General features: G+C 49.5%; 18 protein-coding genes. 7 read left to right on the top strand and 11 right to left on the bottom strand.

Going from position 1 to position 21,045, the window contains the following annotated elements; all coding sequences use genetic code 11:
- The first annotated feature begins 147 nt into the window (after positions 1-147).
- Positions 148-735, top strand: a complete 588-nt coding sequence (locus HNR77_RS04360; RefSeq protein ID WP_184181081.1) for a GNAT family N-acetyltransferase — start codon at positions 148-150, stop codon at positions 733-735.
- A gap of 52 nt (positions 736-787) precedes the next feature.
- On the opposite strand, the gene HNR77_RS04355 is transcribed toward HNR77_RS04360, so the two are convergent.
- A complete protein-coding gene (locus HNR77_RS04355) occupies positions 788-1,684 on the bottom strand; it encodes a diacylglycerol/lipid kinase family protein (RefSeq protein ID WP_184181079.1) in 897 nt (298 codons plus the stop codon).
- Positions 1,685-2,005: 321 nt separating this feature from the next.
- Between HNR77_RS04355 and HNR77_RS04350 the strand changes: the two genes are divergently transcribed.
- Positions 2,006-2,575 carry a hypothetical protein gene (locus HNR77_RS04350; RefSeq protein WP_221443683.1) on the top strand — a complete coding sequence of 190 codons (570 nt, stop codon included), beginning with the start codon at positions 2,006-2,008 and terminating at the stop codon, positions 2,573-2,575.
- Positions 2,576-2,825: 250 nt separating this feature from the next.
- Here HNR77_RS04350 and HNR77_RS04345 read toward each other — a convergent pair whose 3' ends face one another.
- The 4 genes from HNR77_RS04345 to uxaC all read right to left on the bottom strand — a co-directional run bounded on the left by HNR77_RS04345 (position 2,826) and on the right by uxaC (position 8,802).
- Positions 2,826-4,709 (bottom strand): ABC transporter ATP-binding protein, encoded by a 1,884-nt coding sequence (locus tag HNR77_RS04345; protein WP_311768569.1) that lies wholly within the window; start codon positions 4,707-4,709, stop codon positions 2,826-2,828.
- Complete coding sequence (locus HNR77_RS04340) at positions 4,706-6,433, bottom strand: ABC transporter ATP-binding protein (protein WP_184181077.1); 1,728 nt, start codon at positions 6,431-6,433, stop codon at positions 4,706-4,708. Before HNR77_RS04340 ends, HNR77_RS04345 begins: the two co-directional genes overlap by 4 nt.
- The gene (locus tag HNR77_RS04335) at positions 6,430-7,014 is read right to left on the bottom strand and encodes a MarR family winged helix-turn-helix transcriptional regulator (protein ID WP_184181075.1); all 585 of its coding nucleotides are present in this window, start codon (positions 7,012-7,014) and stop codon (positions 6,430-6,432) included. Before HNR77_RS04335 ends, HNR77_RS04340 begins: the two co-directional genes overlap by 4 nt.
- Before the next feature lie 348 nt (positions 7,015-7,362).
- Positions 7,363-8,802, bottom strand: a complete 1,440-nt coding sequence (uxaC, locus tag HNR77_RS04330) for a glucuronate isomerase (RefSeq protein WP_184181073.1) — start codon at positions 8,800-8,802, stop codon at positions 7,363-7,365.
- Between the two features lie 256 nt (positions 8,803-9,058).
- Between uxaC and HNR77_RS04325 the strand changes: the two genes are divergently transcribed.
- Positions 9,059-9,811 (top strand): MBL fold metallo-hydrolase, encoded by a 753-nt coding sequence (locus tag HNR77_RS04325; protein ID WP_184181071.1) that lies wholly within the window; start codon positions 9,059-9,061, stop codon positions 9,809-9,811.
- A gap of 82 nt (positions 9,812-9,893) precedes the next feature.
- Positions 9,894-10,088: a hypothetical protein gene (locus HNR77_RS04320; RefSeq protein ID WP_184181069.1), complete on the top strand. Its 195-nt coding sequence runs from the start codon at positions 9,894-9,896 to the stop codon at positions 10,086-10,088.
- 243 nt (positions 10,089-10,331) lie between these two features.
- Here the strand turns inward: HNR77_RS04320 and HNR77_RS04315 are convergent, their stop codons facing one another.
- Both HNR77_RS04315 and HNR77_RS04310 read right to left on the bottom strand, forming a co-directional pair.
- On the bottom strand, positions 10,332-11,819 hold the full coding sequence (locus HNR77_RS04315) for an alpha-amylase (protein ID WP_184181067.1): 1,488 nt from the start codon (positions 11,817-11,819) through the stop codon (positions 10,332-10,334).
- A 218-nt stretch (positions 11,820-12,037) separates the two neighbouring features.
- Positions 12,038-14,356 carry a helicase C-terminal domain-containing protein gene (locus HNR77_RS04310; RefSeq protein WP_184181065.1) on the bottom strand — a complete coding sequence of 773 codons (2,319 nt, stop codon included), beginning with the start codon at positions 14,354-14,356 and terminating at the stop codon, positions 12,038-12,040.
- A 266-nt stretch (positions 14,357-14,622) separates the two neighbouring features.
- Here HNR77_RS04310 and HNR77_RS30580 point away from each other — a divergent pair, with 266 nt between their 5' ends.
- The gene (locus HNR77_RS30580; protein ID WP_184181063.1) at positions 14,623-15,123 is read left to right on the top strand and encodes an antibiotic biosynthesis monooxygenase family protein; all 501 of its coding nucleotides are present in this window, start codon (positions 14,623-14,625) and stop codon (positions 15,121-15,123) included.
- A 1,131-nt stretch (positions 15,124-16,254) separates the two neighbouring features.
- Here the strand turns inward: HNR77_RS30580 and HNR77_RS04300 are convergent.
- The 4 genes from HNR77_RS04300 to cidR form a co-directional block, all read right to left on the bottom strand.
- A complete protein-coding gene (locus HNR77_RS04300; RefSeq protein ID WP_184181061.1) occupies positions 16,255-16,926 on the bottom strand; it encodes a GNAT family N-acetyltransferase in 672 nt (223 codons plus the stop codon).
- Between the two features lie 187 nt (positions 16,927-17,113).
- Positions 17,114-17,794, bottom strand: coding sequence for a GNAT family N-acetyltransferase (locus tag HNR77_RS04295; protein WP_184181059.1), 681 nt, complete (start codon positions 17,792-17,794; stop codon positions 17,114-17,116).
- A gap of 51 nt (positions 17,795-17,845) precedes the next feature.
- Positions 17,846-18,703, bottom strand: a complete 858-nt coding sequence (locus HNR77_RS04290; RefSeq protein ID WP_111270688.1) for a carbon-nitrogen hydrolase family protein — start codon at positions 18,701-18,703, stop codon at positions 17,846-17,848.
- A gap of 161 nt (positions 18,704-18,864) precedes the next feature.
- On the bottom strand, positions 18,865-19,758 hold the full coding sequence (cidR, locus tag HNR77_RS04285; protein ID WP_184181057.1) for a cidABC operon transcriptional activator CidR: 894 nt from the start codon (positions 19,756-19,758) through the stop codon (positions 18,865-18,867).
- Positions 19,759-19,968: 210 nt separating this feature from the next.
- Here cidR and HNR77_RS04280 point away from each other — a divergent pair, with 210 nt between their 5' ends.
- Positions 19,969-20,340, top strand: coding sequence for a CidA/LrgA family protein (locus HNR77_RS04280; protein WP_145404607.1), 372 nt, complete (start codon positions 19,969-19,971; stop codon positions 20,338-20,340).
- Positions 20,337-21,017 (top strand): CidB/LrgB family autolysis modulator, encoded by a 681-nt coding sequence (locus HNR77_RS04275; RefSeq protein WP_184181055.1) that lies wholly within the window; start codon positions 20,337-20,339, stop codon positions 21,015-21,017. Before HNR77_RS04280 ends, HNR77_RS04275 begins: the two co-directional genes overlap by 4 nt.
- The last annotated feature ends 28 nt before the right edge of the window (positions 21,018-21,045 follow it).

Genomic DNA, 21,045 nt, shown 5'->3' with positions numbered 1-21,045 from the left:
TCTGTATATTTGGAAGTATACAGGATTGGGATATACTTTGGTCAGCAGCAGTATAACAGAACAGCATACAAACGAAACAACATGCCATGATCACGATGCATCACACTTCGCTTGTGCTTGCTTGAAAATATGACAGGAGGATGACATATGTCACAACCTACACCTACGAATCGTACCGCCAAATTAATGCAAACCGAGCGTATTTACCTGCGCCCATTTGAATTAACCGATGTCGATGCTTACTACCCAAGTCTGTTTGATACCGAGATGCGAAGACTCACAGGAACCCAGGGCAGCTTTACCCGTGCCCAGGTTGAACGTTATGTAGAAAGTGCAGCGCAGGATGACTCCAGGCTGATGCTGCTCATTGCATTACAGGCAACACACGAAATTATCGGTGAAGTTGTACTGATGGATATCCATGATAAAAACCGCAGTGCTCATATCCGCATTGCCATTGATCAACCCGCCCATCAAGGCAAAGGCTACGGTAGTGAAGCGATGCTGCTGATGCTTGATTATGGATTCGGTATCGCCAATCTGCACCGGATCGAACTGGAAGTCTTTACTTTTAACGAGCGCGCCATTCGCACGTATGAGAAATTGGGATTTCAGCAGGAAGGCGTGAAGCGGGACGTTTTGTATTACAATCATGAGTATCACGATGCGATTCTGATGAGCATGCTTGAAGACGAGTTCCGGCAGAGATATGTGAAAGCGAATGCCCTCCTATAGTTCGGGTTGTGAACAAAACCCCAAACAGCGTTCTTGCAAAAAACAGGGGAGGTCATTCCCCCGTCCCGGTAAGGAAACGCAGATGGCCCGCCAGCACAGACAGCTCGGCGGGTGTTTGCATGTACAATTCGCCATCCGTATCGGCGGGCATTGGTGCATCTGTTTTTATTGTTAGCGTAGACGCCTTGAAATAGGAAATGCTCTCGTTACGGGGCTGCCATGCCCCCTCAGGTTTATGTGAAAGCACCTCACGCAGCAGCGGAATGCCTGTCTCATGGATAATGAGCACATCGAGCTGGCCGTCCTGTAAAGCATCCGCTGCAAAAGGCAGTGCATTGGTGCCCAGAAAACGGCCATTGGCTGCGTAGATCATCACAGCCTCGCCTTCGGCACGTTCCCCGTCCACCTCTAGCTCATAATGAAATGGCTCCGAGCGGCTGATGGTTTGCACCGTACTTATGAAGTAGCTGACTTTCCCCAGCGCACCCTTCAGATTCTCGTTAATATTTTGTGATGTCTCACTAATCAGCCCGATTCCGAAAAAGTTCGTGAACACCCGGTCATTCGCTTTTCCCACATCAACCGTGATCATCCGTCCTGATAGAAGCTCCTGAGCTGCTGTCTCCACGTCTGGCGAAATGCCGAGTGATCGTGCAAAATCATTACATGTTCCGCCCGGCAATACACCGATGGGTGGAGGTTGCTGGAGGGAGGCCAGCCCGTTTACACACTCATGCACCGTGCCATCGCCGCCCAGAATGAATACCACATCGAACTCTTCTCCGCGTTCCCGGCACAGCTGCTCTCCCTCACCAGGCTCATCCGTCCGCACGACAACCATTTCGTGCACAGCTGGAGCAAGCACCCCCGCTGCCAGACCTACGGTATTCTCCCGATTCGCTTTCCCGGCATGCTGATGATGAATTAACAAGGCTTTATTCCATTCCATGCCCCTCTGCCTCCATTCCAATGCTTGTCTCCATTTACCCAAAAAGGTTAAAATATTAAACAAATCCAAAGCTCAGAACATGATGTGCAATACATGAACAAGCTCCGAAAAACAGAAGAACAGAAGACAAGACGCATTATGCATCCTTTGTGTTTTCCATACGTAATACCAGATAGCTGTATGCTATTCAGGCTTGATGTATGCATGATAAAAAAGGTTACTCCGCAACCTATGGAATACAGACTTGAACTTCGCGGGAGCAACCCATTCAATTCACCTTCAATTGGTTATATGTACATTATACGAATGGAGGAATTCCCTATGATTCCACAAACATTGGAACAATTAGAGCAGGTACGCAAGGAATGCCGTACGATGGTTCACAAAAGAGCTGCCGCTTCAGCCGGGTCAACCCTAGTTCCCCTTCCCGGTACAGATGTACTGGCTGATGTGGGGATGCTGATGCAGCTGTTGCCTGCCATCAATGATAAATTCGGATTATCGCAAAAACAGCTCGATGGCATGGACCCTGAAACCAAGTCCATGATATACGGTTTTGTGATGTCGATCGGAAGCAAGGTCATCGGACGTATGGTCACGAAGGAGCTGGTTGTTCAAGTGCTCAAGCGGGTAGGGGTACGCGTAGCGACCAAATCCGTCGCCAAGTTTGTACCGTTTGCAGGACAAGGCCTCGCCGCGGCACTCAGCTTCACCGCCATGCGTTATGTGGGCAACAAGCACATTGACGACTGTTTCGAAGTAGTTAAACGGATGATTGAACAGCGTGAAGGGCTGCCAGGTGAACCTTTGTCCGTATCACTGAAGGAAGGCAGTCGCCATAGTTCTGAAGATGAGGAAAAGCTGGACACAAACGCGCATGTAAAACCTTAAAGCTGCTATATGGCGATCATCCATGCAACAGACTGAGGTTCACTCTGTGTGAGCTTCAAGCTTATTTACGGCAGCAAACAAAGTGCGCGCGCAGCGGTATAAAAACAAAAGGGACGAGGCAGCAGAAATAACTGCCTCGTCCCTTTGTTTTGAGGTTCCTTACACTTGTGGTGCGCTGTGGCAACCATGGTGCAGGTTCTATTTTTCGAAAAGCCGTCATGTTCTCGATCTGTTACATATCCCGAGCATTCTAGATTGCCTGCGGCTGCTGCTCCGAGAATTGACTGTTGTACAGGTCGGCATAGAAGCCCTGCTTCGCCATCAGTTCCTCATGGTTACCCTGTTCAATCACGTTACCATGATCCATGACCAGAATCAGATCAGCACCCCGGATGGTGGATAAACGGTGAGCAATAACAAAACTTGTACGGTTCTTCATCAGTTCATTCATCGCTTTCTGGATAAACACCTCGGTCCGGGTATCCACACTGCTGGTTGCCTCATCCAGAATAAGGATGGACGGATTCGCCAGAATCGCTCTCGCAATCGTAAGAAGCTGCTTCTGACCTTGAGAGATGTTCGATGCCTCTTCATTCAGCACCGTATCGTATCCGTCAGGCAGCGTGCGAATGAAATGGTCTGCATGGGCAGCGACAGCGGCCTTGACCACGTCCTCTTCGGTTGCACCTTCCCGTCCATAGGCAATGTTGTCCCGAATTGTACCGTTAAACAGCCATGTATCCTGTAGCACCATACCGAACATACTGCGCAAGCTGCCACGAGACATCTCTTTGATGTCGATCCCATCAATTGTAATTCGTCCGTTCTGGAGCTCATAGAAACGCATCAGCAGATTGATCAGTGTGGTTTTCCCTGCTCCAGTTGGCCCGACAATGGCCACGGTCTGCCCTGGATTCACATGGATATTCATGTTCTGAATGAGCAGTTCATTTTCTTTGTAACCAAAATCCACCCCTTCAAAAGCGACAGCTCCTGCCGGGTGACGCAGCGTTGAAGGTTGTTTTGATTCTGGAACCTCTTCTTCTTCATCCAGCAGTTCGAACACCCGCTCTGCCGAAGCAATGGTCGACTGAATAATGTTGGAGATGTTGGCAATCTGGTTGATCGGCTGAGTAAATTGGCGCGAATATTGTGTAAAGGCCAGAATGTCCCCGATGGAGATAGAGCCCCTTGTAACAAAAATCCCTCCGACTACACAGATCAGCACGTACCCTAGGTTCCCGACAAAATTCATCAAAGGCATAATAATCCCGGAAATAAACTGCGCTTTCCAGCCGGATGCATACAGCTCTTCATTCACCTTCTCGAACTGCTGAACCGACTGCTCCTCACGTCCAAAGGCTTTGACAACCTTATGGCCGGTGTACATCTCTTCTACATGACCGTTCAGTTCACCAAGTGATTTCTGCTGTCCCGCAAAATGCTTCTGGGAACGGGAAGCTACCAGCATCACCACAATGACACTAAGCGGCAGCGTCAGAAGTGTAATCAGCGTCATCCACGGACTGATGGTCAGCATCATAATGATGACACCAACAATGGTCACCACGGACGTAATAAACTGAGCCAAGCTTTGCTGCAGCGTGTTGCTGATATTATCGACGTCATTTGTTGCCCGGCTTAGCGTCTCCCCGTGTGTACGGGAGTCAAAATATTTCAGCGGCAAACGGCCCACCTTGGCACTGATCTGCTCACGCATATCATAAACGACTCGCTGAGCTACACCAGCCATCAGGTATTGCTGAACATACGCGAAAGCAGCACTAAACAGGTACAATCCAAGCAGCAGGTACAACACTCTCATCAGGGCTGGAAAATCAATCCCGGCTCCCTGCACACCCTGCATAATTGCAATAGCGCCTTTAGCAAGAATATCTGTACCCTCAGCCATAACTTTCGGGCTAATAATGCCGAATACTGTACTTAAAATGGCAGCAACCAAGACTCCAATCAAACGAGAGCTGTGCGGCCGGAGATACTGAACCAGGCGGCGCAGTGTACCCTTGAAGTCTTTGGCTTTTTCAGCCGGAGGGCGCATGCCCATACCACCGCCGGGATGACCCGGTCCGCGCGGAGCACTTGGTGCTTTGCGTTCTGCTGTACGTTCACTCATGCGATCTCCTCCTCAGTCAGCTGGGAGGATACAATCTCGCGATACACTTCATTGTTCTCCAGCAGCTCTTTATGTGTTCCTGAACCGACAATTTGGCCTTCATCCATCACGAGGATACGGTCTGCATCCATTACCGTGCTTACCCGCTGGGCTACGATCAGTACAGCCGCTTCTGTCGTTTCCGACTTGAGCGCAGCGCGAAGTTTGGCATCGGTTTTGAAGTCCAGGGCCGAGAAGCTGTCATCAAAAATATAAATGTCTGGACGACGGACCAGTGCTCGTGCAATGGACAAACGTTGCTTTTGTCCACCAGACACGTTATTTCCGCCTTGTGCAATCAGGCTGTCATACCCGTCCTTCATTTCGGAGATGAAGTTCTCGGCCTGTGCTGTGCGCGCTGCATGAATGACTTCATCCATACTCGCATCATCTTTGCCATGACGAATGTTCTCTGCAATTGTGCCCGTGAACAGGACCGCCTTTTGCGGCACGAACCCGATCTTGGATCGCAGCTCCTCCTGCCGAAGCTCGCGTACATCCGTTCCATTGACACGAACCGTGCCTTCCGTTACATCATAGAAACGCGGAATGAGGCTGAGCAAGGTGGTTTTACCTGAACCCGTACCACCAATAATAGCTGTCGTTTCACCTGAACGAGCCGTGAAGGAAATATCGGAAAGTGCCGCATTCTCTGCACCCGGGTAACGGAAAGTGACATGATCGAACTCAATGGTTCCCTGCATGGACTTCATGGTGGAAGGCTGTACAGGATCGGACAGGTCTGGCTGCATATCCAGCACTTCATTAATACGTTCCGCCGAAGCTGACGCTCTTGGAATCATGACAAAGATCATGGACACCATAATCAGAGAGAACATGATCTGCATCGCATATTGCACAAAGGCAATCAGAGCACCAATGTTCATATGACCACCATCAATCCGCAGGCCACCAAAGTACAAGATGGCAATCATGGAAAAGTTCATAACCAGCATCATTACAGGCATAACCGTAGCCATGAGGACGTTGACCTTGATCGATGCATCTCTAAGTTCGGTATTGGCCTCATTGAAACGAACACGTTCATGCTCGCCGCGATTAAAGGAACGCACAACCCGAATACCTGTCAGCTGCTCACGCAGCACCAGGTTAAGCCGATCCAGCTTTTTCTGAATTTGCTTGAACAATGGAAAGCCTTTGGAACCGATCAATGCGATCGCTCCGGCCAGTACAGGCAGAACAACCAGGAAGATGGTGGACAGCTTTGCATCCTGAGATACCGCCATGAAGATCCCCCCGATACACATCATCGGAGCCATAATCATCATGCGCAGCATCATCGTTAATACGTTCTGTACCTGTGTAATATCGTTGGTTGTGCGAGTAATCAGAGAAGCCGTGCCCAGCTTGTCGAACTCCTGCAGAGAGAAATTCTCCACATGCCGGAACACTCTGCTGCGCAGCTGCTTGGCGAATCCGCCCGCTGTGCGTGAGGACAGATAACTCGCGATAATAGAACATGTCGTTCCGCCAATAGCGATCAGCAGCATGAAACCGCCAATTTTCCAGATATAGGACACATCGCCTTTGACGATACCGAAATTCACGATATCTGCCATTAAGGTAGGCAAATACAGCTCAGCCATCGTTTGCAGAAAGATAAGGCCCAAAATGAAAATAATCGGGGTTCGATATGGCTTGAGCATGCGAAACAGTTTCATCATGGTGTATCATCTCCTTGTTCAGATGCGTCATTTCCTTGTTTGGATGCTTTGCTTGCATGTTCATCTGCTTCACTCGAATGGGTAACCTGTGTATCAAAGAAGGTGTACACCTTGCTGAGCAGTTCAGCCAGCTGCAAGCTGTCCTCTTCACCCAGATGCTCCACCAGTCGATTGAAGGTTGCCATACGTTCGTCATGTGCAGCCCGAATGATGGCACGGCCCGCATCTGTAATCGTAATCCGTACAGCCCGCCGATCCTCCGGGTCCATTGTACGCTCCACCAGACCTTCATCCTCCAGACCGCGAATAACCGGGGTAATGGTTGGTGATTTCACGCGCAGCAATGCGCTGATTTCCGAGACTTTCAGCCCCGGATGCTCCTGATTCAAGTGGCTCTCGAAATCAGGTGGATTATCGCGCCAATCCATACGCTCACCCGGATGTGAGCCATGAAGCAGACAGGCCAGCACCATAATCTCATTATGGTTGCGCCCGTGCGGCTTATGCTGTCTCCATTTGCCTTTGTTAAACTGCATGATGGAGTATAAAAGCTTCTGGGCCACCGGATCTATGCTTGTCATCACATCTTCCTCCTTTTCAGTTCTTGCCGGAACAGAACGTCCGTCAGAATAATCATAGTCTGTCTATTAAATAGGTCACATATTTAATAGTATTCCAATTTAATAGCCAATCAATTAATTAGGTATACTAAGTATATGTTCAGCTTATGGTTATGTCAATCATTTCATGTGTGACAAATGCATCCATATTTCCATGGCCTGTTCAGACCAGTTAAGACCAGTTCAGGCAAATCAAAAAGCCCTCAATTCCCTCCACTTGGTTGTACCACGCGGAGAAATTGAGAGCCTATTCATCATCATATGGATCTAGAATGAATGACATGTCATACAGATCAATGAAACACGATGTTATTTGGAGACAGAGACCTTCTCCGGCACAGCATGAAACGGGAAATAAGCCTTCGCATTGTTGTATGCAATTCCCTGTACAATCTGACCAAGCAGCTCCATATCCTGCGGTGCTTCGCCTTGTTCCGCCCATTCACCGATCAGATTGCAAAGCAAGCGGCGGAAGTATTCATGTCTCGTATACGAGAGGAAGCTTCTGGAGTCGGTTAACATGCCGACAAAACGGCTGAGCAGCCCTACATTTGCCAGTGCTTTCATCTGAGCGAGCATGCCATCCTTCGTATCATTGAACCACCATGCCGCACCGAGCTGAATTTTGCCCGGAGTTCCCCCGCCCTGGAAGCTGCCAATGATTGCTGCCAGCACTTCATTATCCCTTGGGTTGAGGGAGTAGAGGATCGTTTTCGGCAAAGCATCCTGCTGCTCCAGCGTATCAAGCAAGCCGATGACCGCCGCGGATAACGGTGTATCATTTACAGCATCATAACCCGTGTCAGGACCGAGCTGTTTAAACATTTTGGTATTGTTGTTACGTGCTGCATTGATGTGGAACTGCATCACCCATCCGCGCTCTGCATAGAGCTTGCCAAGGAACGTCAGCGTTACGGTTTTATACCCGTCCTCTTCCGCACGGGAAACCTTCTCTCCGGCAAGTGCTTTGGCAAAAGCTGCAGCTGCTTCCTCACGAGTGGCTGCTGCGTACGGTACATAATCCAGTGCGTGGTCAGATACACGCCCGCCGACGGAGTGGAAAAATTCAACACGGGATTCCAGCGCTGCCAGGAACGAGTCATAGTCTGTAATCTCAGTGTCCGCTACCTGCGAAAGCTTCGCCACCCATTCGATAAAGGTGTCCCGGTTCAATTCCAGGCCTTTATCCGGACGGAATGACGGCAGGACTGCGGTATCAAAATCTTCAATCTCCTGAATCTTCAGGTGATATTCCAGAGAATCTGTTGGATCATCGGTGGTGCATACAACCGTGACATTGGATTTGGTGATCAGATCACGTGCACCGAAGCCTTCACCGGTCAGCTTCGCATTTACCTTTTCCCAGATCGCGGGAGCGCTTGTCTCATTTAAGATATCGTGAACATCGAAATAACGCTGTAATTCCAGATGAGACCAGGCGTACAGCGGGTTGCCGATCATCATTGGCACCGTTTTGGCATAAGCGAGGAAGCGATCGTAATCTGTCACCCCTTCGCCGCCTGTTACATATTTTTCTTCAATCCCGTTAGCTCGCATCAGACGCCATTTGTAATGGTCGCCGTATAGCCAGGCCTCCGTCAGATTGCCAAATGTTTTGTTTTCGTAAATTTCCTGAGGACTGAGGTGGCAGTGATAATCCATAATCGGCATGTCTTTGGCGTATTCCTCATACAGCCTGACTGCCGTTTCATTGTGAAGCAAGAACTGTTCATCCAGAAAAGATTTCATTCGCCTTGCACGCTCCCTTTAGGTGAGTTTACGTTCATATAAGTGCACTTCCCATCTTTACGCTACACCGTTTGCGCGCAAAGTTCAATATAAAATGATAGCGTTCTCAAAAAAGGTTGATTTAGGCATATGCCGGAGAACACGGTATACTGATTTTAACGCAAATGATACCGATATGAAGATCGAGATGGATATAAATATCCAGGATTGACTATATACCGATCTTACACTCGCTCAAGCAAGGAGATGAACAAAGATGAAACTCACTTTTCTTGGTACAGGGGACATGTTCAGCGTAGAGCAGCACCACAACAGTATGCTTGCCGAATTCGGAGACACTCATCTGGTGATCGATTTCCCGGAATCCAATGCCAAAGCACTTAAAGAATATGGATTTGCCATGACTGGCATTCATAATGTGTTTATTACTCATCTGCATGAGGATCATATTAACGGAGTACAGATGCTTGGTTATTATGCACAGATTGTAGGAGATCGCAAACCACGCCTGTTCATTCATGAGGAACTGGTCGACCCGCTGTGGAGCATCCTTTCTCCAGGCATGCGATATACAACAGATGGGGAGCGCACGATGAGCCATTATTATGATGTTGTGCCGCTGCCGGATGGAGGGAGCTTTGAGCTGGGAGGGGTAACATTCGAGACATTTCGCACGCAGCATGTTCCCGGCATGATCAGCAACGGGCTGATGGCAAAGCCTTATTTTTACTACAGTGCAGACAGCACTCTCGATCGTGAGTTGGTGGAGCAGATTGCGCCAGATGTACAGCTCATATTCCATGAATGTCACATGCATGATCTGGTAATCAAATCCCATACTTCTCTGAAGGATCTGGAGCAGCTCTCCGCTGATGTCAGGAAGAAAACGGTGCTAATGCACTACCATGATGAATATGCCGATGCAGAGAAGCGGGCCGCTTTCAACCGCGAGCACCCTGATGATCTGCGCATGGCTGGCACACTGGAGTCCTTCAAACTGGTGGAGTAGGGAGTAGGAAGTAGAAGTAACCCGAGAGTTTGCTGCGAGCACTTGGCTAGAAGATTGTGAAAATAGGTGGCGATGGCGGTTAATGAATAGAGTGGCTGACCACCATCGTCATGAAGCAGGGCACTGCGTGCTGGGAACTGCACGCAGTGCAAAATGGTACGCTTTTATCCGTCCATCTCCTCTCTGCGCTAACGATCCCCAGAAACGCTATTTAGGTGAAAATGGGGTAAATGAGGCGGTTTTGACCGAATTTTCGCAAAATATGGAACTAGAATAAAAAGTGGACACCCGTTAAAAGAGAGGAAAGAGAGGTTTCGGAAAAATAAACCAATTGCTTGAAATCTCCCTGAAGAAAGCTACATCGAATTACATCGAAGCGTTAAAAAACAACAAACCACCCGAATCAGCGCACGGCAGCGCGTCTGTACGAACAGCATCCTCACGTCAAAAAGCATTGCGCGAATGAGGAGACTATTCAGCTTCAGGTGGTTCCTTATTTAAAAATCAACACTAATCAGCACTAATTACCCGCACTGGTGCCACAATCGTCATGCTGCTCTGGCAGCGCCCAGACGGAGACACCTCCGCCACATACGTGGAAGGTAGCCCAGCCATCGGCCTCGATCGTAATTTCATTTTCGCAGCTATGCGTCAGATCGACCCACACTTCCCCGGCCCGATGCTCTCCGACAAACATTCTCTTCTCACCGTCATCTCCATTGGAGATCACAACGGCACAGCCGGAGCCTTCAATCTCTTCTACGCCCCGGCGCACCCAGCCGATCGTGTTGGCATGATCGAAGTAATCCTCCTGCTCTCCGTAAGCCTTGTTGCAGCGGGCTGACAACAGAATGTCCAAAATTTCTTTTTTGCCCTCCACCGGCTCTGGTCCGCCAATCCCGTAATAATCACCGTAAAAGACAACCGGGTATCCATCGCGACGCAGCAGTGTCAGCGCATACGCACTCGGCTTGAACCAATCGCCAACCCAGGATTCCAGCGCCTCATGCGGCTGTGAATCATGGTTGTCCACGAAGGTTACCGCATGGGTCGGATGTGTCTGAACGAGGGTATCCTCAAATATTTTGGAAAGATCGAAATTGCGCCCCGCCAGGGAAGCCTCATGAAATTTATAGTGAAGCGATACGTCAAACAGGTCAATCTGGTAGTCCACGGTGTCCAGAAACGTACGACAGGCGTCCAGGTTCGAGTTCCAGAACTCTCCTACGATGTAGAAATCCTGCCCGCGTTTACGGATCATCTCCGCAGCAAATTCCTTGATAAACTCATGGTTGATATGTTTGATCGCATCCAGTCGAAAACCGCCGCACTGCAGCGTATCGATCAGCCATTTGCCCCACTCGATCATCTCACGCCTCACATCGGGGTGGTTGTAATCTATATTGGCAAACATCAAATAGTCATAGTTCCCAAACTCATCATCGACATTCTCATTCCACATTTTGTTCTCTCCGGCGATGCGGAAGACACCCGTCCGTTCTTCTTTGGCATCAAAATCAGTACCGTTGAAGTGTTCGGACGTCCATTTGAAGGAGGAGTACTGGTCGCCGCGTCCGGGAAAAGTGAATTTGGTCCAGCCTTCAATCTCAAACGGTTCAGAAATCTCCTTCGTACGGTCATGAGGATCAACCTCAATCACCTTGAATACTTCCTTCTCATCTGCTCCAGCCTTGTGATTCATAACCAAATCCACATAAACGGTAATACCGCTCTTCTGACACTCGGCAATGGCCTCCACCAGCTCTTGCTTGGTGCCATACTTGGTGCGTACCGTACCCTTTTGATCAAATTCGCCCAGATCGTACAGATCATACACACCATAACCGGTATCGTCTGCCGACACGGCTTTGGTAACAGGGGGTACCCATACCGAGTCTATGCCTTTTGCTTTCAGTTCCGGGGCCATCTCAGCCAGTCGCTTCCAATGATTGCCGTCTGCTGCCAAATGCCATTCAAAAAACTGCATCATGGTATGATTTTTCTTCATGACAAACCGACCTCCTTGATTTGCATTCGAAGCGGACCGCGAAACGGATAGGGGATCGCCGTTGTTCGTTCGTGCTAACCAAGTTATAACCCGTTTACCCCATGTTTCAATCATGAAAATGAAAGAATATTGAGAAAATTCACAAAATTATTTCATTAAATATGAAAAATCAGCAAAACGGGTGAACTAACGTCACGCCTTTTGATCATTCAACAATGTCAAATTCGCTTATAATCCAGCCATTCTTCAGGCAGCAAAGAACGATAAGGCTCCTGTGTAAACCGGTCATCGACCAGCACCAGCACACCCTTGTCCTCTTCGGTTCGAATGAGCCTGCCTCCAGCTTGTAACACCTTATTCATACCCGGAAACACATAAGCGTAATTAAAACCATTGCGTCCCGACTTGTCAAAATAATCCCGCAGCACGTTGTTCTCCAGACCGATCTGCGGCAGTCCCGCACCGACAACGACAACACCGTTCAGACGGTCTCCCGGCAGATCAACGCCCTCCGAGAACACACCGCCCATAACAGCAAAAACAAGACGTGTACGCTCGGGATGCGGCTGAAACGCCGCCAAAAACTGCTCACGCTCCTGCTCATTCATCCCCTGCTCCTGCATAACCGTATCCGCATCACGTGCATCCGGAAGCTGTGCATATGCTTCATACACCTCCCGCATGTACGGATAGGAAGGGAAAAACACCAGTAAATTGCTGTGCGGCCATTCAGAAACAAGCTGCTTTAACATTTCGGCAATCGGACGTTTAGTGCGCTCCCGGTCTTTGTAACGCACGGACAGCGGCATTAGCCGCACATCCAGCTGTTCCTTATTGAACGGGGATGGAATCTGCAGCGTGTAATCCTCCTCCTCTGCCCCCAGCATATCCCGGTAATAACGAAGCGGTGACAAAGTAGCCGAGAAATGAATGGTCGAGCGAAATCCCTTCGCCGTTTGACGCAGCTGCTGGGACGGGTCCAGACAAAACAGCTTCACCCGTACCTCGCTGCGCACACACTCTGCATACGTAATGAAACGCTCGTCATACAGCTTGGCAATGCGCACAAAATTTTGTGCCGTAAAATAGGCATCCAGCAGCAGCTGATCCGTCTCGGCATTGCCTGACCCACCTTCAACCAGGCACTGCTCGGCTACCAGAATAAACGGCTCCAGCCGTTCAATCAGCTCCTCCGGCGCCTCCTGCTGAATGATCTTGCCTTCTTCCCCGCCGTTCTTGCGAAGCGTGATCAGATACTTGTCAATCGCTCCCGTATAATCCACAATCGCTTTGGCGGCAGGCACATGGCTGCCCAGCGTCTGGAATTCTCTTTTAACATCGAGAAAAACAGCCTTTTCCAGCTCTGCGGAGAACATCATCCGCCCGCGGTCCACCAGATTATGCGCCTCATCCACCAGCAGAACGGTCTTGCGCTTCTGTTCCTCCAGCATACGTTTGAGCGATATACGCGGATCGAAAATGTAGTTATAATCGCAGATTACCGCATCCGCCGCATAAGCCGCATCAAGTGAAAACTCAAACGGGCACACCCGATGTTTACGTGCATACTGCTCAATAACGGGCCGTGTCATCAAGGTCTCATGCTCCAGCATGTCCAGCACAGCGCCGTTAATCCGGTCATAATACCCTTCACACATGCCGCACTGGCCAGTATCACAGGCTTCCTCGTCCTTGAAGCAAATTTTGTCCTTCGCCGTCAGACTGATGACATGCATTTTCAATCCTTCCGCCTGCATCCGGGCAAAGGCTTCCTCAGCCGCCACTCTCGTTGTCGTTCTCGCAGTCAGATAAAACAAACGGCTGGCCTCACCTTCACCGATGGCTTTCACCGTAGGGAAAAGCACGGACATCGTTTTGCCTATGCCTGTGGGTGCCTTGGCCATGAGTCCCTGGCCTTCACGTATCGTTTTGTACACTGCCCCTGCCAGCTTGCGCTGTCCCTCCCGGTATTTGCGAAAAGGAAACGGCAGCTCGCGCACACTAACGTCCCGCTCCGCTTCGTAAGCGGCAATCATCTCCGCATATGGCGCATATCCGGCAATCACCTCTGCAGCGAACTGCTCCAGCTCCTTCCGCTCGGCCATACGTCGAAACCGCCGCTCTTCGCCCGTCACCGAATGCACATACGTCAGCTGCACCTGCATGCGCGGCTCATCGTGCTGAACAGCATACATATACGCATACATCATCGCCTGCGCCCAGTGTACCTCAAGCCCGCCATCCAGCTCGTCCAGATTGCCAGCGGTCGACTTAATCTCATCCACCGTCAGCTGGCCTTCCAGCCGAATCAGACCGTCACACCGTCCTTCGATGACATAAGTCAGCTCTCCATGCCGAAGCTCGGCTTCCAGTACAATTTCCTTCAAATCCTCTTCGGCATATGCCTTCTGCACCCGCTGGTGAATCCGCGTTCCCTCCTGCATTGAAGCGTTAGTGCGGAACCCCGGACGTATACTGCCGCTGCGGTACACGTACTCCACCAGTGGTCTAACTGATATGCGAATTGTTGTTGTCATACGATCACCCGTTCTGCTTGTAGTCTATATACTTTATCATGAAACGGTATGCCCTAACCAGATTTTTGGAAAATTGGACTCGTCCGTTCCCATATGCTATGTTGGGGATATACGCTGAACTGGGGTTGAACTGGAAAGTTACACTTGCCTATCTGATCGAAGGGCTGGCTTCAAGTTACGGATGTTTATCGATGCAAATTCCAACCAGACATTCATTTATTCTATGGTCCGATCTGATACGACTATAATAAGGAGGCATATTTTCTATGTACATTTATTTGGTTCCATCCCCATTGCCCGATGCCCTTGCTGCGTATCCACATTTGACGTTGAAAGGCGCAGAAGATCAGGTCCGTCTTGCAATTGAATTGGCGGATCGCCTGCCGAACATCGAGTCAGATAAGCAAGTGGCTGCTTATGAGGCATTCGATGCCGCAGGATCATGGACAGGCGGCGGATTCGCTGTGCTGAACAACATCCCGGTTACGGAAGATGGACGGCCTGATTTTGAGGAACGTTTCAAGAACCGTGCCCGTAAAGTGGAAGACGAGCCTGGATTCGTCGGCATTCGAGTGCTCCGCCCGCTCAAGGATGATACTTATGTCGTGCTTACGCTCTGGCAATCGGAGGAACATTTCAAGGGCTGGCAGCAGTCGCAAGCCTACAACCATGCTCACCGCAACCGCAGCACAAGTGAAGGCCTGACGGCGCAGAAGCCAACCATGTTCCCGCGTCCATCGTTTGTAACGACGTATACGATTGAGTAGGGCAGAAGCATACTCATTATTCATTGTAGCGGTCGTTTTGCAATGAAATTTACTGACAAACCCGCAGCGTAGTGTCTACTTTCTTGACATAGGTCCAAATGATCTCCAACATTTTAGCGATATGAATGGAACGAACGGATACTCCCTTAACATTCTAACGATCTCAGGAAACGCTATTTGGCTCATTTCAGCTCTGCTGAAATTCTAACGAATCCAGCAGAGCTTATTTGGTACAAAACAATGCTTTTGGGGCGAAAATGGGCTTATTTCACTGAAATAGCGTTTCTCAGAATCGTTAGCTTTGGAAAGTGCCGCCAAACGACTATATAAGGCTTCCTGAGATCGTTAGCGCATCTCACCCTCTTCAATAAGTGATCCATCACCATAATCGCTCTTGGACTAGAGATAATCACCCTCGTTGCGTTGAATCTCTACTTAATAAAATTTCGCTGCACTCCCACTCCCGGATATGCCCCTCGCTGTAAAACAACCAGCATGATCTTCGCACTGCTTCTCATCATCTCTCATCTTTATAGAAATTAGAAAAGAGTAAAGACCCACGCACAAACCATCTGTGTGGTCTGAAAAGTGAGTCTTTACTCTTACTGATGTGGACTGCCATGTGTTAACACTGCACCCATCGCCCTTAAAATTCACCTGCAAGATACTGTAATTTTACTTTTGCAACTCTGTTGCTGGTACGGGTGCTGGTGCTGGTACTGGTACTGGTGCTTCTAGTTGTCGCCGGTACTTGCATTTATACTGACACTTCTGCTTGTATTTGTACGGATGTTTTTGCTTATAATGATACACTTACTGGCTGTCGTGTTTTTACTTGTAGTCGATAATTGTACTTGTACTTTTGATCGGTGCTTGTGATTTTACTTTATCGGCACCGTACTTTACTGGTGGTACTTGTACTTCCGCTTCTGCTGCTACTCTCTGGCATCTTCTACTTGTACTTTTAGCTGACAATTTTACTTGTAGCAGGGCTTGTTCTTTTCTTGCCTGCTTACGTTTACCTGCTTACATTTGCCTACCTACACTTGTCCAGGTTCTAGCTATCGCATCTATATCATCGTGTCACTTCTTAAATAATGAATTGTACGCCTCGTCTCCGCGCTCATTCACCTACAGCGGACGCAATGCTACGGATTCACGAGCGTTCAGCTGCTCTACCATGGCAAGCCATTCCTGCGGTTTGTTTGGCAGCACAGCATAATAGCGATTCAGGAAATCAGCCACCAGACTTGCGGGCAGCTCCACCAGCGACTCGTCGCCAGGCATAAAGCACAGATCCAAGCCCCCTACGGCTTCACCGTCACCTTGCCAGGATGGATGCACATATGGAAAATCCAGACGGTGATAGCCCAGATGCGACAACACTTCGCGCCGCACGTACGGGTCCATCGGTTTAATACCGCCAAACGCATGATCCTGACTCAAATACGGATTGTAGATTTCAGCGAACATGCCGAACAGCTCTTTACCGTTTGCAGCGGCGAGCTGCTGCAGATCACGCTTGCGGTGATTCGCCAAAAAGGTACCAATGCCCAGGCCTTCACGTCCAATAATCGTAAAATCCGTCATGGCTACGTTCCAGTCCTCATAATAGCGGTACTCTGTTGCACCAACGACTTGGCCTTCATGTACAGCAACAAACACCCGGATGCCGGGGTCTTCCAGCGGCTCAGCCCATAGCTGAAAGTCCAGCACTTCCTCTGGCGGGAAAATCTCCTGCATCAGCTTGTGCATCTGGGCGAACAATGGGTCCTGAATAGATGTAATACGTGTAAATTCCATAGATAAATCCTCCTTATTTTTAAATATGTATTCAGTGCAACAGTCTGGTTCAACAAGTAGCGATCTGGAGAATAATAATCGAACCTGGTACAGCAGACTGTGGACAATCACATAGACATGGGGATTCATGAACACAGTGCATAGACACGCGGACCCGCTGACACAGTGCACATGCACAAACCTCTTTTTATCGGAACGGATTACGCCACTCCATCAGAGCCGCATAATTGCAGGATTCCTCGTCATCCAGATAATCCGCAGCTACTCCAACAGGCATACGCCCGCAGCGGAGCAAAAACGAAATAACCGGGTCATGCCTTTCGCCAGCAGCAACCTGATCCAGGTACTGCTTTGCCGAAAACTGTTCGGCCACCAGATGATAACCTGGCATTCGTCCTGCCCCAAGCAGACGATCCATCCCCTGCGCGATCACAAGATGATACATGGACTGCATCATAAGCTGAGCTAGTCCCCACTTCCGATATTTCGGCCGCACACAGAGATCAACGATGTACAGTGTGTTTCCATCCGGCTGATGATTGCGGATATACCCGTCATCCGTTATCTCGGCCCACGTATGGCTGGCTGGGTGTGCCGGGTCCCACTGCATCCGCAGTGAGGTCATTGATCCAGCCAGCTCCCCATCAACCTCAATGCAGATCGCCCCTTCGGGGTAATGCTGCACATGGCTGCCGAGCTGCTCTTTGTTCCAGAGCAGCTCCTCCGGATATGGCGGCGGGAAACTCTCCGCCTGAATGCGAATAAGCTCTTCAAAGTCGGGCGCTGCATAGTTGCGAATGACTGCTTTAGCCCTGCCCTTTTTGCCATCACCAGCGGGTGCAGTTATCAGTAATTCCTTCATATACATTCTGCCTGTGCCTCCTTCCCAAGCTCAGATGATGAAACACATGTTACTCCTCTACTCCCAATCCGTGTAGATATCTGTGCGACGGTCACGCCAAGTCGTTACCGAACCGCGTTCACGCACCTCGTACAAGAGATCCAGATCAAGGTCAGCGGTGACGATCATATCGTTGTTGATCTCACCTTCCGCGAGAATGCCTCGCGGCGGGAAGGGTACATCATTCGGCGTAATAATAGCGGCTTGTCCATAATTGGCACGCATGAAATCCACCGTCGGCAGATGACCCACCGTTCCCGTTAATACAACGTATACCTGATTTTCCACCGCACGGGCATGACTTGTATAGCGTACCCGATAGAAGCCGTGGCGATCGTCCGTACAGGAAGGACAGAAAATAACATCCGCCCCCTTTGCTTTTGCCATACGTACGATTTCTGGAAATTCAATATCGTAACAGGTCAGCATCGCTATGCGCCCTTTGTCCGTGTCAAACACTTCAAGCCCGTCACCCGCAGCCATGTTCCACTCCGTCACTTCGGTTGGCGTAATATGAATCTTCGCCTGGCGTGCAATCCGTCCATCCGGGTAAAACATATGCGCTGTATTGTACAGCTTGCCTTCCTTGCGAATGACATGTGTGCCCCCGATGAGATGCATGTTATACTTGGCCGCAAGTGAGACGAACAACTGCTCATACTGCTCCGTAAATTCGGGCAAATCTTCAATGGTCAGCGCATTCCCCTGTGCGTCTCCAATGGACATTAATTGGGTTGTGAAAAATTCAGGGAACAGCACAAATTCCGTTCCGAATTCGGAAGCTGTCCGTATGTAATGCTCCGCCTGTGCGGCAAATTCCTCAAATGAACGAATCGTTTGCAATTGATATTGTACAGCGGATACCCGCAGTTTCATAAATTTCGCACCTCCATCAGTATTGGTATTACCTCTATGCTGTCACGCTGGTCCATCATCTTACTTATTCTTATTATCTCATCGCGCTCTTCCCCTCTATTATCATCAATCTCTTTCTCTTTTCCTACATTCCGTTTCCTCATTGTATCAATGATCCGCCATCATTTCACCTGTTCTCCGAGCTTCGACTGGGTAAAGGCAATCCACTCTCTCGCGGCAAAAGAAAGATACCGGTCCTTCCGCCAGATCATGCCGAGCTGCCACGGAATAACCGGCTCCCCGACCGGAATAATCCGCACACGCATATGGTCCACCTCACGACAGATCGTCTCTGGCAGCAGAGCTACACCCAGATTGGCGGCTACCATCGCGCTCAGCAGGTCCCATTGCGAGCTTTCATAGACCACTCGCGGCTGAAAACCCGCCTGCTGACAAGCCACAATAATGCGATCATGGAGCGCAAAGTCCTCCCGGAACAAAACAAACGCATCCTGTTCCAGTTCTTGAAGCGCCACCGACTCTTTTCCTGCAAGCGGATGTGAAGGATGTACGAGCAGATTCAGCTTTTCATGCACAAATACAAAATGATCCAGCACCTCATCCACTGTAGGCAGCACCGCCACACCAATATCCAAAGCCCCGCTGATCACATCTGCCTCTACTTTTTTGGCACCATCCTCGAACAGCTGTATGCTCACCTGTGGATACGCTTTGTGGAATTCCCCGATAATCATCGGGAAAAAGCTCGATCCAACCATTGGCGGCAGACCGATACGCAGATGACCCTTCTTCAGATTCATCAGATCGTCAAGCTCGGAGGAGAGACTGCGGAACGATTTTTCAATCTCCAGTGCCTGCCGAAAAAAGACATGCCCCGCATCCGTTAATTGAACTTGCTTACCGTAGCGATCAAGTAATGTAACGCCCAGCTCATCCTCCAGACTTTTCACGGTTTTACTAATGGTAGGCTGCGTGATATATAACACCTCGGCGGCCTTTGTGAAGCTCTGCTGCCGGGCAACCTCCAGAAAATATTGCAGATGGCGAATATCCATGGCCTAACCCCACTCCTTCTTTTACCATCGTAAGCTCATGTCCTTGTCATAGATAAATGGAATAGAAAACATTCTTAATATGCATTTTACTCATGAAAAGATGCACTGTAAAATTTGTGATACGAAGCAACGTTTCCTTTCATTTTCAAAAAAATCATTAATCATATCAAATTCATGAAATCTTACACGGATATACAAGGAGGGATTCAGGTGAAAAAATGGGGCATCGGTATTGCGCAGGTTGCGCTGTTAATGGTTTTCTCACTGCTCATGGACCAGCTGGCCCGTGCTCTCCATCTGCCTGTACCCGGTTCAATAATCGGAATGGTCATTCTATTTATTCTACTGCAGACCGGTATTGTAAAGCTGCGGTGGATTGAGGTGGGAGCGGCGTGGCTGCTCGGCGAACTGCTTTTATTTTTTATCCCGTCGGCCGTTGGCATCATGAATTACATGCCGATGCTGGAGCATGACGGACTGCAGATTTTATTTATCGTGCTGCTGAGCACGTTTCTGGTTATGGCCTGCACGGGCCTGGTTGCTACACGTATTGCCAAACGAAAGGAGCGTCACACGGGATGATTGGATTTTTATGTTTGCTGTTAACGGTCGGAATCTACTGGGTTGCCAAACGCATGTATCGCAGCCTGCCCAAAGTATACCTCTCGCCTCTGCTCATCACACCACTGCTGGTTGTAGGTGTACTGCTCGCCACCGGGACAGATTACGCCGCTTATAGCAGCGGGGGGAAATGGCTCAGTCTGCTGCTGCAGCCCGCTACAGTTGCATTTGCCGTGCCCCTATATACCTTTTTTCATGTGTTAAAAAAACATATATCCGAGATCGTGGTCAGCGTGATGACGGGTTCGGTCGTTGCCGTGCTCTCCTCCGCCCTGCTCGCCAAATGGCTGCATCTGGACTCCGGCTTGATTCACAGCCTGATTCCACGCTCGATTACAACACCGATTGCCATGAATGTGTCGGCTTCCATCGGGGGAATTCCTGCGGTTACAGCAGTATTTGTGATCATGACAGGGCTTCTCGGCGCAATTATGGGACCCTCTATAGTCAAAATGCTGCGCATTGATGGCGAGATCGCACGAGGTACACTGCTTGGAACAGGTGCTCACGGCACGGGAACTTCGAAAGCCTTTGAACTGAGTTCTTTGACAGGCACCATCTCCAGTATTTCCATGGTATTGGCAGCTCTCTTCACGTTGGCCGTCGCTCCCGCGCTTTCCAAACTTATTTTTCCGTAAACACAAACTTATTTTCCCGTAAACACAA

The sequence above is a fragment of the Paenibacillus sp. JGP012 genome (genome assembly GCF_014203995.1).
GTDB classification, from domain to species: domain Bacteria; phylum Bacillota; class Bacilli; order Paenibacillales; family Paenibacillaceae; genus Paenibacillus; species Paenibacillus silvae.
This window is presented reverse-complemented; position numbering and strand designations above follow the sequence as displayed.

Excerpts from the sequence above, each read along its gene's own strand:
- HNR77_RS04335 (WP_184181075.1), bottom strand. The coding sequence starts at position 7,014 with ATGACAAGCATAGATCCGGTGGCCCAGAAGCTTTTATACTCCATCATG.
- HNR77_RS04350 (WP_221443683.1), top strand. The coding sequence starts at position 2,006 with ATGATTCCACAAACATTGGAACAATTAGAGCAGGTACGCAAGGAATGC.
- HNR77_RS04345 (WP_311768569.1), bottom strand. The coding sequence starts at position 4,709 with ATGAGTGAACGTACAGCAGAACGCAAAGCACCAAGTGCTCCGCGCGGA.
- HNR77_RS04325 (WP_184181071.1), top strand. The coding sequence starts at position 9,059 with ATGAAACTCACTTTTCTTGGTACAGGGGACATGTTCAGCGTAGAGCAG.
- HNR77_RS04320 (WP_184181069.1), top strand. The coding sequence starts at position 9,894 with ATGAATAGAGTGGCTGACCACCATCGTCATGAAGCAGGGCACTGCGTG.
- HNR77_RS04360 (WP_184181081.1), top strand. The coding sequence starts at position 148 with ATGTCACAACCTACACCTACGAATCGTACCGCCAAATTAATGCAAACC.
- HNR77_RS04300 (WP_184181061.1), bottom strand. The coding sequence starts at position 16,926 with ATGGAATTTACACGTATTACATCTATTCAGGACCCATTGTTCGCCCAG.
- HNR77_RS04315 (WP_184181067.1), bottom strand. The coding sequence starts at position 11,819 with ATGAAGAAAAATCATACCATGATGCAGTTTTTTGAATGGCATTTGGCA.
- HNR77_RS04290 (WP_111270688.1), bottom strand. The coding sequence starts at position 18,703 with ATGAAACTGCGGGTATCCGCTGTACAATATCAATTGCAAACGATTCGT.
- HNR77_RS04310 (WP_184181065.1), bottom strand. The coding sequence starts at position 14,356 with ATGACAACAACAATTCGCATATCAGTTAGACCACTGGTGGAGTACGTG.
- cidR (WP_184181057.1), bottom strand. The coding sequence starts at position 19,758 with ATGGATATTCGCCATCTGCAATATTTTCTGGAGGTTGCCCGGCAGCAG.
- HNR77_RS04275 (WP_184181055.1), top strand. The coding sequence starts at position 20,337 with ATGATTGGATTTTTATGTTTGCTGTTAACGGTCGGAATCTACTGGGTT.
- HNR77_RS30580 (WP_184181063.1), top strand. The coding sequence starts at position 14,623 with ATGTACATTTATTTGGTTCCATCCCCATTGCCCGATGCCCTTGCTGCG.
- uxaC (WP_184181073.1), bottom strand. The coding sequence starts at position 8,802 with ATGAAATCTTTTCTGGATGAACAGTTCTTGCTTCACAATGAAACGGCA.
- HNR77_RS04295 (WP_184181059.1), bottom strand. The coding sequence starts at position 17,794 with ATGTATATGAAGGAATTACTGATAACTGCACCCGCTGGTGATGGCAAA.
- HNR77_RS04355 (WP_184181079.1), bottom strand. The coding sequence starts at position 1,684 with ATGGAATGGAATAAAGCCTTGTTAATTCATCATCAGCATGCCGGGAAA.
- HNR77_RS04340 (WP_184181077.1), bottom strand. The coding sequence starts at position 6,433 with ATGATGAAACTGTTTCGCATGCTCAAGCCATATCGAACCCCGATTATT.